The sequence below is a fragment of the Armatimonadota bacterium genome, assembly GCA_023511795.1.
GTDB lineage: Bacteria > Armatimonadota > UBA5829 > DTJY01 > DTJY01 > JAIMAU01.
Genome location: JAIMAU010000005.1, coordinates 84,552 through 100,968 on the forward strand (window position 1 = coordinate 84,552; position 16,417 = coordinate 100,968).

The 16,417-nt window shown below is 48.5% G+C and carries 10 protein-coding genes; 8 read left to right on the forward strand and 2 right to left on the reverse strand.

Translation table 11 applies throughout. The features are described from left to right. The first annotated feature begins 12 nt into the window (after positions 1-12). From K6T99_06685 to K6T99_06720, 8 genes are all read left to right on the forward strand, one after another. On the forward strand, positions 13-1,470 hold the full coding sequence (locus K6T99_06685) for a sulfatase-like hydrolase/transferase (protein MCL6519503.1): 1,458 nt from the start codon (positions 13-15) through the stop codon (positions 1,468-1,470). Positions 1,471-1,532: 62 nt separating this feature from the next. Next, positions 1,533-2,927 (forward strand): sulfatase-like hydrolase/transferase, encoded by a 1,395-nt coding sequence (locus tag K6T99_06690; GenBank protein ID MCL6519504.1) that lies wholly within the window; start codon positions 1,533-1,535, stop codon positions 2,925-2,927. A gap of 75 nt (positions 2,928-3,002) precedes the next feature. Then, complete coding sequence (locus K6T99_06695; GenBank protein MCL6519505.1) at positions 3,003-4,094, forward strand: DUF2961 domain-containing protein; 1,092 nt, start codon at positions 3,003-3,005, stop codon at positions 4,092-4,094. Positions 4,095-4,181: 87 nt separating this feature from the next. Beyond that, on the forward strand, positions 4,182-5,588 hold the full coding sequence (locus tag K6T99_06700; protein ID MCL6519506.1) for a sulfatase-like hydrolase/transferase: 1,407 nt from the start codon (positions 4,182-4,184) through the stop codon (positions 5,586-5,588). Between the two features lie 55 nt (positions 5,589-5,643). Then, on the forward strand, positions 5,644-7,098 hold the full coding sequence (locus K6T99_06705; GenBank protein MCL6519507.1) for a sulfatase-like hydrolase/transferase: 1,455 nt from the start codon (positions 5,644-5,646) through the stop codon (positions 7,096-7,098). Between the two features lie 500 nt (positions 7,099-7,598). Next, the gene (locus tag K6T99_06710) at positions 7,599-9,668 is read left to right on the forward strand and encodes a hypothetical protein (protein ID MCL6519508.1); all 2,070 of its coding nucleotides are present in this window, start codon (positions 7,599-7,601) and stop codon (positions 9,666-9,668) included. Further along, positions 9,616-10,701 (forward strand): alpha-L-fucosidase, encoded by a 1,086-nt coding sequence (locus tag K6T99_06715; GenBank protein ID MCL6519509.1) that lies wholly within the window; start codon positions 9,616-9,618, stop codon positions 10,699-10,701. The genes K6T99_06710 and K6T99_06715 overlap by 53 nt, the downstream gene beginning before the upstream one ends. A gap of 33 nt (positions 10,702-10,734) precedes the next feature. Then, positions 10,735-12,765, forward strand: coding sequence for a hypothetical protein (locus K6T99_06720; GenBank protein MCL6519510.1), 2,031 nt, complete (start codon positions 10,735-10,737; stop codon positions 12,763-12,765). 4 nt (positions 12,766-12,769) lie between these two features. Here K6T99_06720 and K6T99_06725 read toward each other — a convergent pair whose 3' ends face one another. Beyond that, positions 12,770-14,791: a hypothetical protein gene (locus K6T99_06725; GenBank protein MCL6519511.1), complete on the reverse strand. Its 2,022-nt coding sequence runs from the start codon at positions 14,789-14,791 to the stop codon at positions 12,770-12,772. Then, positions 14,769-16,388, reverse strand: coding sequence for a sodium/solute symporter (locus tag K6T99_06730; protein ID MCL6519512.1), 1,620 nt, complete (start codon positions 16,386-16,388; stop codon positions 14,769-14,771). Before K6T99_06730 ends, K6T99_06725 begins: the two co-directional genes overlap by 23 nt. Between the last annotated feature and the right edge of the window lie 29 nt (positions 16,389-16,417).

Below are 16,417 nucleotides of genomic sequence, written 5' to 3' on the forward strand. Positions count from 1 at the left end.
GGCCTTTAAGAAATGACAAAACAATCTAGAAAGCTTAATATCCTTATCCTTTGTCCAGACCAACTCCGTGCGGACTACCTGTCATGCTACGGACATCCAACGATTGGCACGGCGAACATTGACCGCCTAGCCGCGGAAGGCGTTAGGCTAAACCGCGCTTACTGCGCCGCTCCTCTATGCGGGCCAAGTCGAATAAGCTTCGTAACATCAACCCGCATGTCCGAACACAACCATCGTAATTACGGTTCAACAATTGATTATGCCGTCCCAAACCTTGTTCGCTCACTTAAGGCCGCAGGTTACAAAACAGCAATGTTTGGCAAAAACCACTGCTTCAATGTTGAACAACTCTCCGAGATTTGGGACGAGCTAGATCATGTGTGCGCAGGCAACTACGACGATCATCCAAAATACAAGCGTTCGTTCGATGCGTTCCCAATGGAAAATAATTACCATTTCAACCTAACCGCCCGACTTGGAAACGAAGCTGTCAACTTTATCAAGCGACAAAGGAGCAGCGGCGAGCCTTATTTACTATGGGTCAATTGGCAGGACCCACACCCTGCATACACCTGCCCAGAACCCTACTTTTCCATGTTCGACCGAAATTCCATACCACTGCCGCCGAAGTACCGTAAAGGAGGTGGCTTGGGAAAGCCAAAGCGGCTCAAAAATTGGCAAATCAACTGCCAAGCCGCTGAAGCAACAGATGACGAAATTCGCGATGCACGCGCCGCCTATATGGGCCAGATAAGATATGTGGATGACTGGGTTGGCAATATACTCGAAACCCTTGACGAAACAGGTCAGGCGAACAATACTCTCGTCATTTTCCTTTCAGACCACGGAGAGCTTCTCGGCAATCAAGGCGCATGGCATAAGATTGGTGTCTTCTATGAATGCTTGGTCCGCATTCCAGTAATCATTCGTCACCCGGAAGGTTTATATAATGGAATATATGAAGGTCTAGTTGAAGAGGTTGACCTCGCTCCCACAATTCTAGATGCCTGCGGAATCCCCAAACCACTTAGTTTTGTCGGAGATAGCATCCATGATCGACTCATCGAGGGAAAGCTTGGATTTGAATATGGAAGGCCTGATGCGTTAGTTGAAACAGGAATGCTCGCCCCTACATGGCCTGGACCGTTTGGCAAACCACAAAAAGCGCCATTTTCTCCAAACCAATTTGGGCCCGGCGCCATGATTACCGATGGGCGATTCAAGCTCTCCATATATTACGATGATACACCCGAACTCTATGACCTTGAGAATGATCCCGAAGAATTGGAAAACCAATTTGAAAACCCAAAACTGAGGGAAGTCCGCGAACGCCTGATGCTCGGCTTATGTCGGCGAATATTGGGAGCTGGTGTAAGAGACATTGGCGATATCCATTGGCCCGAAGAATATGACGATCCGCGGGATTCACCGCTAGAAATTGCTTCGAAAAGGAAAAATCCTTCAAAATAAACAGTAGCTTAATTGAACATTCTTCAATTAGACATTAAATAAGTTAAGCTGGAGAAGAACTTATGCCAAATGATATTCTCGTACTAATGACTGACCAACACCGAGCGGATTGGATTGGTGCATTCGGCGGTAAACACGTCCGCACGCCAAATCTAGATAGCCTTGCATCTGAAGGAGCAATATTCACACGGTGTCTAACAACTTCGCCAATCTGCATGCCTGCGCGGACATCCTTTCTTACCGGCCAATACCCTCACAATTTCGGCATGTGGGACAATATAGGAAGGCTTCAAGATACATCGGAGAGCTGCCTCCATTCTTTAAAGAACGCTGGCTATCGAACATGCCACGTCGGAAAGAGTCATTTGTATCCCCATGGCGGCAAGGACCTCCGCGATGAAGAACCCTACATGCACGCACTGGGATGGGATGACGTCCTTGAGACCACAGGGCCTCTTTCAACTGTTACAACAAAGTCTATTTTGACAGACTGGATGGAGAAAAACGGCATATACCAGACGTTTCTCGATGACTACCAAAAGCGCCGTGAGGTTGGCAACAGCCGTGCACTTTGGCCCTCACCGTTGCCCAATGGGATGCTTATGGACGATTTCATCGCCCAAACGGCTTTGGAGTATATCCAGCAGTCAGATTCGAGCAAGCCCCTCTACCTTTTTGTTGGTTTAGGAGGACCCCACGATCCTTGGGACCCTCCACAAAGCTGGGATACCTATCGCTTAGAAGATATGCCAATGCCTCTCGAACGCGACCCAACGCCCAATTGGCTCGCTGGCACAGCTCTTGAATACCAAGAAAAACTCTTCGGCAGGAATAAAGATCTAAACCACGAGCAGTGGGCAAGGATGCGAACCCTATATTCTGCGCGCGTCTCGCATTTGGATTATTTGATTGGAAGAATAATCGACACTTGGCACAAAGTCAGAGGCAAAAGCTCTTGGATAATCTTTTGGAGCGACCATGGCGAGATGTTGGGCGATAAAGGCAGAACAGGCAAATGCGTATTTTTCGACCCTGTCGTGCGAGTTCCAGCGATAATTCGACCACCTAATGGGACTGCCGGCCCCATCCAATGCAACAAACTAGTTTCGCTTCCCGATTTAACAGCTACTATCCTTGATGTAGCAGGGTGTGAACCAGGTCGAAATGTTTTCGGAAAGTCGCTTATCCCTGTGTTCGGCGATTCCAACCAAGTGGGCCGCAACCTCGTTGTCAGCGAACTCTTTGACCTAACTATGGTTTACGACGGCAGATGGAAGCTTGTGTTAAATAGCCAAAACGAGGTAGTTCAACTATTTGACACCGTGCAAGACCCTACCGAATCTCTCAATCTCGCATGCCATGAGAAAAGCGCTGATATAATAAATCATCTTCGCCATGAACTCCTGCAATTTCTCCTTAGCACAAATGACCGCCAATATAGGGAGGTAAACGGCTAAAAGTTGCAGTAAAATTAAAATAAAGATAGCTTTTCCATTTAGGCAATTGAAAAACAAATAAATGGAGGACGATTCATGAGCATAATTCCCTGCAACGCCCTCGCTTCGCTTACTCTCGCGAAGGATTTCCTTCCGGCAAGAATCAGCAGTTATGATACAAGCGGTGGCAACACAGACTGCTGGGTCATACAACCTGGCGAAACAAAAACACTCGCCGACATCAAAGGTCCCGGCGTCATCAGCCACATTTGGTTTACTATCTCCTCGCCTGACCCGCTCTACCTCCGCAAACTCCTCCTCCGAATGTATTGGGATGAAGAAACCAATCCATCGGTAGACTCACCAGTCGGCGACTTCTTCGGGCTTGGCCATGCGCGCGCCTACTCCTACCAGTGCGCTCCGTTCAACACAAGCAATTATGAGCGCGGCAAACTAGGCGGCGGCGTTGCTATGAATTGTTGGTTCCAAATGCCCTTCAATAAAAACGCACGCATCGAAATCGTAAACGAACAGCAGGAACCAGTTCATGCCTTCTACTTCTATATTGACTATCAGAAGCACCGCGCCCTCGGCGAGGACGTCCTCTACTTCCACGCCAAATGGCGAAGAGAGAATCCTTGCGACGGTTGGACTGGGGACGGAAGCTGGTGGTTCTCCGAGGCATGGAAAAGGCGCCATGCTGGCCCCGAAGGAAAAAACCTAACCGACGAAGGAAACTATCTCATCCTTGAAGCTGAAGGAAGGGGACACTATGTCGGCGTAAACTTCTCAATCGACCACCAAGCCAAGGGATGGTGGGGCGAAGGCGACGACATGATCTTTATTGACAGAGACGGTGAGCGCCTGTGGCCTCCTGATATGCACGGCACGGGAAGCGAAGACTACTTCGCTCACGCCTGGGGTATGCAGAACAACGCTCATCTCTATAATGGCCAAGCTTGGGCTGAGCTTGACCAAGGTTGGAATGAGTGGGGCAAAGTGTGCGTATACCGCTACCACATCCTAGACCCCATTACGTTCACAAAAAACATTCGGGTTTCCATCGAACATGGGCATGCGAACGACCGAAGTGACGACTACAGCTCGGTTGCATATTGGTACCAAACCGAACCACACAAGGACTTTGCACCAATGCTGCCTGTGGAATTGCGGCTGCCAAATCCGTAGAAACTCCGAAGAAAGCAGGTGGAGAAATTCCAAAAGTACTAGGCTTTTCATGACTTCTCCGCCAACACCAGAGCAAAGGAGACTCGTATGAATATCGTTCTTGTCGTTTTTGACTCGCTAAGGAAAGACTGTGTAGGCTGTTACGGCAAGCCCTTCTGGGGGGAGGTCCAAACTCCACACCTCAACAAACTAGCAGATGAATCCCTCATAATGGATCGAGCATTCCCCGAATCGCTCCCCACCCTGCCTACCCGTCGTGCACTCTACACCGGCCAGCGTGTCTACCCCTTCCACAACGGCGATTTCCGCCTAAAGGGAGATTTCGTTGGCGCGCCAGGCTGGGGTCCCATACCCGAAGACCAACCAACGCTCGCCGAAATCTTAAGCGAGTATGACTACAGAACGGCTCTCATCTCCGATGTCTATCATATGTTTAAGCCCTCCAAAAATTACTGGCGCGGCTTCGACCAATGGCTATTCCTGCGCGGTCAAGAACAAGACAAATACCGAAGCGGCCCCAAGCCATCAAAGGAAGATATTGACTACTGGCTGCCCAAGGAGCTCCAAAACGAAAGAAAAATTGAGTTCATCACATACTGCCTCATGAACATGCATGACCGCGTTAAGGAGGAAGATTACTTCAATGCGCGCGTCATGCTTGAGTCCGCCAGATGGCTCGAACAAAATAGGGACGCCGATAAGTTCTTCCTAACCGTCGAAAGCTTCGACCCCCACGAGCCTTGGTTCGTGCCCGAACACTACCGAAGGATGTACGACCCGTCTGATGGCCCCGAGCAGGTAATTTCAGGCTATGCGGATACCGATAAAATGAATCCCCAGCTTCTTCGCCGAACTCAGGCAAACTATAGCGGCCTTGTTACCATGTGCGACCGCTGGTTTGGCCATCTTTACGAGACTCTCCGCACTCTCAGCCTGCTCGACAACACCCTGCTCATCGTAACCGCCGACCATGGACACTCCATCGGCGACAAAAACTACATCGGCAAGAGAGGTTACCCTTCCGACAGGGCTGTTTACGACGTCCCGCTCATTATTCGCCACCCCGACGGCGTCGGCGCACGAAGGAGAAGCAACGTCCTCGTGAATCATACAGACATTTCTGCCTTCATCCTCGAAGCCGCCGGCGTTCCGGTGCCCGATGCCTTCGACGGCGTCTCCTTCTGGAAGGCCGCTCTCGGCGAGGAAGAGCCCGCCCGCAACCATGTTACTGTCGCTTGGGGAACTGCTATCACTGTCATCGACGACCGGTGGTGGCTGAATATTAAGATAGATGGAACTGGCGGATTCCTCTACGATTTGAAAAACGACCAGAACCTTGAGAACAACGTCGCTGACCTCAACCACAGCGAAGTAAAGCGCCTCTACCAGCTTGGCGTCAGTGATGCGCGCGGCGGCTTCCCCGACTATCTCGTGGAGCTTTGCGCCAAACATGCTGATGCGCCGGGCTGCAGTTCCCTCGTCGCCAGGGAATAAGACCAACCTAAAACGTTTTGAATAAGCAAAAATATAATCGGATTTGGAGGTAAAATTGAGAATTGTATACTTTGACCTAGATACTTTACGCCCAGATCATCTCGGGTGCTACGGCTACCACAGAAATACATCGCCAAACATAGACAGCATCGCCGCCAGGGGCATCCGATTCGAGAACTACTACACTTCCGATGCCCCGTGTCTGCCTTCTAGGTCGGCTCTTTTCACGGGAAGATTCGGCATACATACAGGAGTAGTGGGCCATGGAGGAACCGCCGCCGACCCTTACATCGAAGGAGCAGACCGCCGATTCAAAAGCGCCGCCTCTGCAACCGCTTGGATGAGCATGCTTAGAAAAGCGGGCTTCCGAACAATCTCAATCAGCCCCTTTGCCGAACGCCACTCAGCTTGGTGGTTTTATACAGGCTTTTGTGAAATGATTAACACAGGCAAATCAGGCTTGGAGAGAGCCGATGAAATAACGCCGTTCGCATTGGATTGGATTAAGAGGAACGGAACAAAAGACAACTGGTTCCTCCAAATCAATTTCTGGGACCCACACACGCCGTACAGAACCCCACTGAACTACGGCAACCCTTTTGAAAACGAATCGCCACCCTCATGGATGACCGAGGAGATTATACAAACACATCGCGCAAGCTATGGACCCCACAGCGCCTGCGAGCCAATTCACTTCGACGAGCCTCGAGACTACCCATTCCCGCGCGTGCCGACTTCCATACGCTCCCTTTCCGATTGGAAGCGCTGGATAGATGGCTACGACGTCGGTATAAAATATATGGACGACCATATAGGCCAAATCCTCGATTGTCTATCACATTTGGGAGTGCTTGACGAAACAATAGTAATCGTTAGCTCCGACCACGGAGAAAGTCTGGGAGAGTTGAACGTCTATGGCGACCATCAAACCGCTGATTTAACAACGTGCAGAATCCCGATGATTATCAAGTGGCCAGGAATGAAAGAAGGAGTTGTCGATCGCGAACTTCACTACAACCTAGACTTGCCGTCCACAATGATGGAAATACTTTCCGAGGACCCACCACCCATCTGGGACGGCCAAAGCTATGCGTCCACCCTAAAAACCGGAGCGCCCGCAGGCCGTCCATACCTCGTGTTGAGCCAATGCGCTTGGAGCTGCCAGCGCGCAGTGAGGTTCGGCCCATGGCTTATGATTCGCACATACCACGACGGAATGAAGAACCTTTCGCCAAGAATGTTGTTTAACGTTGAAAACGACCCGCACGAACTGCACAACCTGGCAGACAAGCGCCCCGAAATCGTAAACGAGGCACAAAAAATCTTAGACGAATGGCATGCGGAAATGATGACCTCGGCAACTCATCCCGTAGACCCTCTTTGGACTGTTATGAAAGAAGGCGGACCGTTCCACACAAGAGGGGAGCTTTCAAACTACTGCCGCAGACTTCGCGAGACTGGGAGGGAAATGCACGCGGAAAAGCTGGAAAAGCAGTATGGAAGCCAATAGCTTTCAGACTATCAGCGAACATATAACGGCAATTAACGAGCGCAAAAAGCAAGCTTGCCAGCCGATTTGCAAGCATGTACCTCAAAAGCCGAGGCACTGCACAGCCAATTCGCTCTGCCAACAACTATTGTAGAGAATATGCGATTGATTTTCTTTGTTCTATCAACAAAGAAGAAAGCCTTAACAAGGCTGTTGAAAGGCAGAACAAAAATGTTGCACAACTCTGCAACATTTTTGTACTGCAGTACAAAAGTGTTGTACCGAAGTACAAAAATGTTGTACCGAAGTACAAAAGTGTTGTACCGCGGTACAAAAGTGTTGTACCAAAGTACAAAAAGATTGCACAACCGTACAAAACTTTTGTACCAGAGCCCAAGGATGTTTGAAAAACGCCAAAAGAAATCAGCAAATCCTCGGAAAGCTTACGCAAGCTAATATTGCGCGAAGTCAGCTTTGCATATAAAATGCAAGCAACCGCAAAGAAAGGAGACCCTTAGTAAATGTTGGACAAAAAGTGGCTTGCAACCATACTAACAATCTCTTTGGCATTAATTCTTTTCACTTCTATTGATTGCCCCGCTAAAACAACCCTAAGCATTACTGGAAGCGCCCTACATCTCGATAAGCACTTTCCTCAATATGCGCATCTCTGGCACGAAGGATGGTCCCTCAAAGATGACAATGGAAACGTTCTAATTTATGCCAAGCCAGACATGCCTCTTGGAGGGTACCTCTTCGTTTACTATCAGAACACTGGCGGCAAAGCCATCACGATAGAAGATCTTGCCATTGAGGGCATCAAACTCTCAGAAGGCATTGGAATAACCCATGCCACTAAGAATCCTGAGGAGAAATTTGGCGCAAGTATTCTTTTGTCAAAGCTCCCAAAAGAAAAGCTGAACAGCCTTCAAGCCGCAGGCGCGCCCGTTTGGTGGAAGCCCGAACCCCGAGTAGTGCCCCCTGGAGGAATGGGTGAGATTGTCGTCCGTCTAAAGAAGAAGCCGATGATTCGACAAATCAAGGTTGACATCATAAGCGACGGGGGAAACGCAAGCACAATAGTTTCCACCACAAAGGAATACCCGCGCTTCACGACAATTGCCTTCACTCCCGACCTTGGTAAGGTCTACCTTTATGTTAGACATCCGAAGGGAAACGTTAGACTTGGGAAGATATACCTTGACAAGGTTGACATAACCCCAAGGGCAAAAATCGCCCCGGGTCAAGCGGGGGAGATAACCCCAATCATCCTTAACCTCGACAAACCGCTTAAGTGGATGTCGTACCACAACTTCACGGCAGTTTTCCAAGACGGCTCGGAAGCGACTGCTGGAATACGCGCATGGGGTCGTGAGATGGTGTACGGAATGTGGGGAGCGGGCTTCGTTGAAGGAGAACCCAGGGAAGCCGCTCGCAAGTTTTTGATGGATTGGAAAGAACACAACATCAACGTCCTAATGGGCCACATCTCCGGCAATGCGGGCGACTACGTAAAAAGCGACGAAGGCTGGGAACTTACGCAGTCCTTGGGCTTCGATAGAATGACTACTTGGGACAGTGGTAAGTATAAGCCTGTTTTCTTCTTCCTGCAGGACGAGCCTGATGCACATGATGCGGCGAATGATGCGCTTAAGCCAGCCGACCGCCTTGGGTCGCTCGGCCAATGGCTCGTCAAGTGGCAGGAGGTACTCAGGCGGCATGACCCTGATGTGCCGGTGCTTCTCAACATTGACAACACCTACAAGCCAGAGAACTGGTATATGTATCATCAGCTCTCAGACATCCCGTGCATTGACCCCTACTTCCCCGAACAGCAGGACTACTGCTTCAACAAACACCCTGGCGCATTTTTTGCCCACACTAAGCCAACTTATGTCTATGCCGTGAGCGCCATTTCCCAGTCCTCCGCCCAACCAAAACCGCTCCACACGATTCTTTGCTCGACGAGGTACCGAGATGGAAAAGGCTACGAAGGACGTTTCCCCACGCCGGAGGAAAAGCGCATGGAAGTGTACTACACCATCTCGGCGGGCGCAAAAGGTATCTCTTATTGGTGGTTTAGTCCAGACGTGTACTGCATTGGTGTTGGGAAGGACGAACCGGCTGCACACGCCCTCTGGAAAGAAATAGGGCTTCTTGGCGCCGAAGTTCGGACAGCCGGTCCTGTTATAACGGTCAGCACGCCGGTTAGCCTGCCCATAAAATCTGATAGGTACCTTTGGGTTCGCTCGCTCCTATCGGGCATCGACACTGTAGCCGTCATAATCGTCAATGATGACGTTGCCTGCGACCGCGTTGGCACCGTGTTCAAGCCTGTCCAGAATGCGCACGTTTCCATTGAGCTCCCGAAATGGATTAGACCCACTGACGCATTCGAAGTCACTTATGAGGGAATCAAAGACATTGCATGGAAGAAGGAAAGAGACAGGGTTGCCCTGGACCTAGGGACTGTGAACATCAGCCGATTCGTCATAATAACTGCGGATTCGACGTTGAAGGCGAACCTTAAGAAGCGCTATGAGACCATGTTTGCCGCCAACGTCGCTAAACTGCTTGCGCAGGAGAACTGAAATGTCTTGCAGTGTTCCATCCTACCTAACAGGATACGAAGACCTTTATAGAAAAAACCCCAGGGAGGCGGCAATCCAGTGGTTTAGGGATGCAAAATACGGCTTATTCCTCCACTACGGATTGTACTCAATTCTCGGGCGGCACGAGTGGGTTCAATACTTTGAGAAGATACCTGTTAGGGAATACGAGAAGCTGATTGAACGGTTCACGGCGGAGAGATTCGATGCGGAATATATAGCATCGTTCGCCGTAGATTGTGGAATGAAATACGTTAACATAACAACGCGGCATCATGAGTCATTTTGTCTTTGGGATACCAAGCAAACGTGGTTCAACAGCATGAATTCGCCGGCGCGCCGTGATTTAATAGCGGAGTTAGCCGAAGCATGCAAGAAGGCAGGGCTAGGATTGTTTTTCTACTATTCACACGGTAGGGACTGGAGGCATCCACACGCGCCCAACAACGACCTATGGAAAGGGGCCCCAAGACCGCAGTATGATCCCCCAGAGCCAACATACGCCTACGGCGAACAACACAACTTGCAGATTTACATAGACTTTGTGGCGGCACAGATAACCGAGTTGTTAACGAATTATGGGCCGATTGCCGGCATATGGCTTGATGGGATAGGCGTTCCATTATCATACAACCGCGAAGCGTTCCGCTGTCAGGAGCTGTACGACATGATACACCGCCTGCAACCGCAGGCGCTCGTCGCATACAAACAGGGTCTGCTTGGGACGGAAGACTTTCTTGCGCCTGAGTACAAGCCGGTAGAAAGCACGAAACCCGTAGAGATATGCGACACAATGATGCCCGACAAGGCTTGGGGATATACAGCATCGCTTAAAGGAAAACACAAGACTGCGGACGAAGTTTGGGAGCTACTCCGAAATGCTAGAAAGCATGGATGCAACCTCCTCCTCAATACCGCTCCTTTGCCAGACGGGAGCATCGACCCTCATGACGATATGGTTCTTCGTAAGGTTGGGGAGCGACTGCGCAGGGAGGGCTTCCCCGGCGAGCAGTAATTCTCAAACTTAGCTGGAGGAAAACTGAAAACAATGAGAAGAACAAACCACATTCTTGGGCTATCTTGTCTAATATTGCTTTTGTCTACCGTTTTTGCTTGCAATGCTACGCCCGAAATAATCGGAAGCTTTTATCGCGCTGACAAACCGTTCCCAGAGTTTGCCTACTTCTGGAAAGAAAGTCCAAAGCCAGAAAACGAGATTGACTACCCTCCGCAAGCCCTTGGCGGCTCAATCCACGTATTTATTAGAAACACTGAAAATGAAGCAATTGACATTAAGGACGTCATGCTCAACGACGTCAGCCTAACTCGCGCAGTTGCTTTTTCAGATAAGCGGAAGTTCAAAGGCGGCAAAATCTACGCCGCGCATGTATTCTTCTCCAACATCTCGGAGGAGGAGCGCAAACGCCTGGACTCTGCGGGCGAACCGATATGGTGGCGGGTTGAGCCTCGTAGCGTCAAGCCGAGCGGAACCGCTGAGATTACGATTCGCCTTCGCAAGCCACCGTCAGCAAAGGAAGTCAAGGTTACTATTTTGACTAATGGCGACCAAATCCATACAGCGGTTTCTACCGAAAACAGCGTTCCTATGTTCGAAGGCATAGCTTTTTCAGCCGACCTGTGCAAAGCATATGCCTACGTTCGAAGCAATAACACACCGACAAAAATATTGTTGGACGGCAAAGACATCACAGCTTATTCGCAAATTGGGCAGACGAACGCTTCGGGCATTATCCCAATTGTTTGCGCGTTCCATGCCCCACTTGAGCGCGGGTCATTCCACACATTCCAAGCCATACTAGAAGACGGTTCAAAAGCCACCGCCGGAATTCGCGCTTGGGCGGACGAGTTTAGGTATGGCATATGGGGCGGCAGACCTGGAAAGGAAACCGAACTAGAAATCGGCAAGGCGTGGGTTAATGAAATGGCCGCTCACAATATCAATCTCCAGATGGACATGATTGGCTCGGCGGCCGTTGCGCAGTTCATGAAAACCGATGAGGGCAAGCAATTGATGCAAACATTAGGGATAAAGCGAATTGTCGGCGATGTCGGAAAAGCGGTTTCGCCTGCGGCATATTATCTCGCCGATGAGCCCGACGCTGCTGACTCGAGGGTCCCCGATGTCCCAGCGGCGTTGAAAGTTGGCAGTCTCGCGCAAGGGTTAGTCAAGCTTGCTGAAGGAATACGTTCACTTGACCCAAACACTCCGAACATGGTGAACGTAGATATGACATTTAAGCCAAACAATTGGTATATCTACGGTCAAATTGCTGACATATACGCAGCAGACCCATACTACCAAACACGTTTAGCGGAAGCATACTGGAAAAAACCCCACACCATCTGGATGTATAAGAAAGCTACGTTCGTCTATGCTGTCGGCGCTATCTGCCAATCTGCATGTGCCCCAAGGCCTCTTCATTTGATACTAAACTGTACTCGCTTGCAGGAAGAAAATAGGAAGTTCAGATTTGGCACCCCACAAGAAAAGCGGATTGAAGTATATTACGCCCTTGGAGCTGGCGCAAAAGCAATTTCCTATTGGTGGTTTCTTCCAATTTCCCCGAACGCAAAAGGCTCTTGTGGGTGTGGCGCAGATGAACCTGAAGCAAAGGCACTTTGGCGAGAGATTGGAATCCTTGGCGCAGAAGTCAGGACTGCTGGACCTCTCATTGTCCGTAGTTGTCCTGCCGACCTGCCGATAACATCCTCAAATAACATATGGTTGCGTTCGCTCCTTGCTGGATTGGACACAGTTATCATTCTCTGCGTGAACGACAACTACACAAACGATGACAAAGGAACGACATACAAGCCAGTGGAAAATGTAGAACTGAATGTAACTTTACCTTCCTGGCTCAATCCCAAGATGGTATTTGAAATCAACTCAAAGGGAACGGAGGAATTAAAGTGGGAACGGTCAGGTGACAAACTTAACCTTCATCTTGGAACGGTGGACATTACTCGGATGGTCGTGGTAACGTCTGATGAAAGCCTTCGCAACCAACTTCAGCAACTCTATCAGACCAGATTCGCGGCGAACATGGAAAAATTGTAGTCCATCATGGCCAGGGAAACTCAGGCGTGGGAGCACCGGTCAAGGCACCTATCAACGTCCAAAATACAGCCATGCTAAACTCTCCCAGCACCATTCCAAGAAACCAAGGGCGCGCGCGAACATAAAGCCGCATGCCTCCATATCTTAGCAAAAGAACCTTTATAATCCAGGCTACAAGCGCAGAGAACCAAAATACGCTTATAGTCCAAGAGACACACAACGCATACCCTAATGGATGCAGAGGCCACCAATAGAACAATGATCTCATGTATGACAAGAATAAAGTAAAGATTACTCCCACACCAAAGAAAACTGGTGCTTGCCAATCCATGGGATTAGAACCAGCCATATGGCTTTCAAATTCGCGAAACGGTGCAAGATTTAACCCTTGATAGACCGCTTGATAAAGCATGATGCCCCCACGTGAATATGGAATCACCATATGAAGAAATCCACCCACTATAAGCGCCGTGAGCGTACCAACTGCAAGCATGGGAAGTAGAGCTCTTCTTCTAATATAAACGCCGTCAGACATTTTCAGGCTATCCAGGAACCCTGTAAAAAGTAATCCACGCTGGTCTCGAAGAAAAGCAACATCAAAAAAGGCAAGTAGCGTCATATTTGCCGCGCCAAGATTATGAACTGGTGCAAACATATGGTAAAGGTCAACCGGCCTAAAGGACGTCTCTGTCATTAACATTCCTGCTTCTGCTGTACTCCTTGCCATGACAAGCGCAATGACAAAGAGAAAAACGCCAAATTCGAAAAATGCAACCCAGAGTGACATCCCAGCAAGCCATGACCAACCTGCAATTAGCGCAAAGCTGCCAAGCAATCCCCACACAGCTACACGATATGGCATCAACTCATTGGTATCATCCATCCGCTCTACACCCAAGGCAGTTCGAAATACGCGCCTAAGGTGGGGTAAAGAGACATAAATCAGGTATCCAACCAAAACAAAATACGCACCAGCAGTCTGATATGCCACAAAAAGATGCGTGCCATATACTGGCATGCGTTCCAGTTCCATTCCAAAGGACGCAGCTACTACGTCCTGGAAGCGCGCAAGAAGAGCAAAAAACCAGAGCGAAAAAATAAGTTCAGATGGCAGGAGGAAGAAGAACCCTATCGCTGCAAAGGAGACGTAAATCCACCAGCAGTAAATTTTGTCCCATGGCGGATTGACAAGATATGGATTGAGAAGTAGCTGGAGTGTTATTTCAGGAATGTTTGGAAACCAATTATGCAAGCCATTGAATGAAAATACAATAACAGGAAGCGCCATGCCGCCCCACAAGAGCTTATCCCTTAATATTGACCCGTCCTGCTCATCTTTAACAAGTTCAAGCGGCGGCTGAACCAATGGAAATGATAGCTTCTCATTATCAACCCATTGGCGTCGCAGGATAGTAGCCATGCATAGAAAAGCAAAAATTACTAATAATACCAGCACACCCCATGCTAAAAGAGGTAACGACCAGGCATGCCAAGGAATCGTTTCACCTGCCCGAAGTCCTTCAAAGAAACGGATTGCGAGAGATTGACTTGGGCCCGATTCTGGGTCAAAAGGCACAAGCCACTTTTTAATATGTGGGTAGAAAAGATCATGCCACCTGTTACTTGGATTAGCAAAGTAATTTGGTGTCACTAGCAAAGGAATAATCTTCTCAAGAATCCCACGGGAGCAAACCATAGCGGCGACAATTATCATGCAGTAAATCATTATAAGCTCGGCTGCATTTAGAGCAAATCTGGCTGCTATCCTATGTAAACCCTTGTTCAACAAAACAACAAAGAAGAATATGCCAATAGCAGCCGGAGGCATTTGGAGAAAACCAACTTGGATTCGCCCAATTACCAATTCAGCGTATGATACGATAAAACACACAACTACAACGAAGAAAATGCCTATAAAAAGCGCACGTATCGATATGCTTGATTTTTCTACTTCAAGCGTTGAAACCTTTAAACTTGGGTTTTTGTTAGCTGATTTTTGAGAGCTAATTTGTGCTTTCCTGTTCATTACTTACAAATGGCGCTGGGAACAAAAGGCTAACAAGATAAGCAGCCACAATTGCGCCGACTAGCGAGAAGGGTAAAATAAACATAAAAGATACTTTGACTTCGTTACCGGTCAAAGCCTTAGAAATTTCCCCATAGTACGAGACAACTGCGCCTATTACAAATCCCGAAAATATGGCCGCCCAAGCTCCCTGACGGTTTATTCTTTTAATAAAAAACGCCATGATAAATAGAGCTGCCATTGGAGCGATGAAGCAACCATTTATTTTTTGTGCAACCTCCATGAAATTCCCTTTTATAAAATGCTGCACAAAACTAACTAAGATAGCGATTGCTCCCACAATGATTCCTATTAACTTTGCCTTTCTCACCCGTTGGCGCTCGTCGCTTGAACGAGAAAAGATTCTTGCAAAATCAACCATTATCACGGTCGTAATTGAGTTGACGCCAGATGATACGCTTGACATAGCGGCCGAGAAAAGTGCGGCAATCAAAACTCCCGAAAGGCCTGTTGGAAGCACATGCGCTATAAACCAAGGGAAGACATCATCAGCACCGCGTTTGAGCAAATAGAGCTTACCTTTAACTTCCCCCATCATCGACATCTTATGAACAACTTCGTCAAGCACACCCGGCTTCGCATTTAATAGAAGTTCATTAGCAGCAGGTATGGTGCTAGGATTGTGAATAAAGTAGCCCACTAAAGCTGCTCCACAAAAAGCCAAGACGCTAGCCACCATAGTATTTGCAAAAGCATTTGTGAGAAAACTTCTTCTTGCCATCCGGGCATCCCTAGTGCTTAGGTAACGTTGAATTGCAAGTTGGTCTGAGCTAGCTGTGCAAATCCACCAAACGATATACATAAAAATAATCCCTAAAACGGTTATTCGCTCTGTCAGGTCAAAGGAAAACAACTTTACATTTGGCCATGATAGCCCGCCTGCAATTACAGGGTCATGGAAGTTTGGCCACCAACCGGTTAGACTTCCTGAACTGTATATAGCAAATGCCACAACCGCCAGTGCACCACCAAAAAGAATGAACGCTTGAGTTACGTCAGTAATGATAACAGCGCGTATTCCACCCATCGTTGTGTAAGAAATCGTAATTATACCCACAGCAAGAATAACGCTTTCGAGCGGCCATCTAGTCATCTGAGAAACAGCGCGACTACAAGTATAAACAACAAGGCCTGTCCATGTAATGCGAGTAAGAATGAATAAAACCGCTGCGGCTTGACGTATACCCATCCCAAATTGTTTCTCGAGAAGTTGATACCCTGAGGTTATCTTATGCTCCATTATCTTTGGAATGACAAGGTATCCAATGAAGAAAAAGGAAAGCCAAACCGAGAGTTGAGACCACAAAACGCCAAAGCCATTGGCAATTACTTCGCCTGGCATGGTCAAATAAGTAATAGTACTAATAAGCGTAGCCATTGTGGAAATGCCCACAATAAACCAATTCATGCTACGACGACCAAGGAAGTATTCATTTGTATCCGTCTGCCGCTTGGAATAATATATCCCGATGCCCAGCATCCACAGCATGTAAATTGCGACAACCAGTGCATCCCAATAGCTCAGGCTCTTACTCATTAATAAAGCTCCAGGTTCTTAATAGTAAA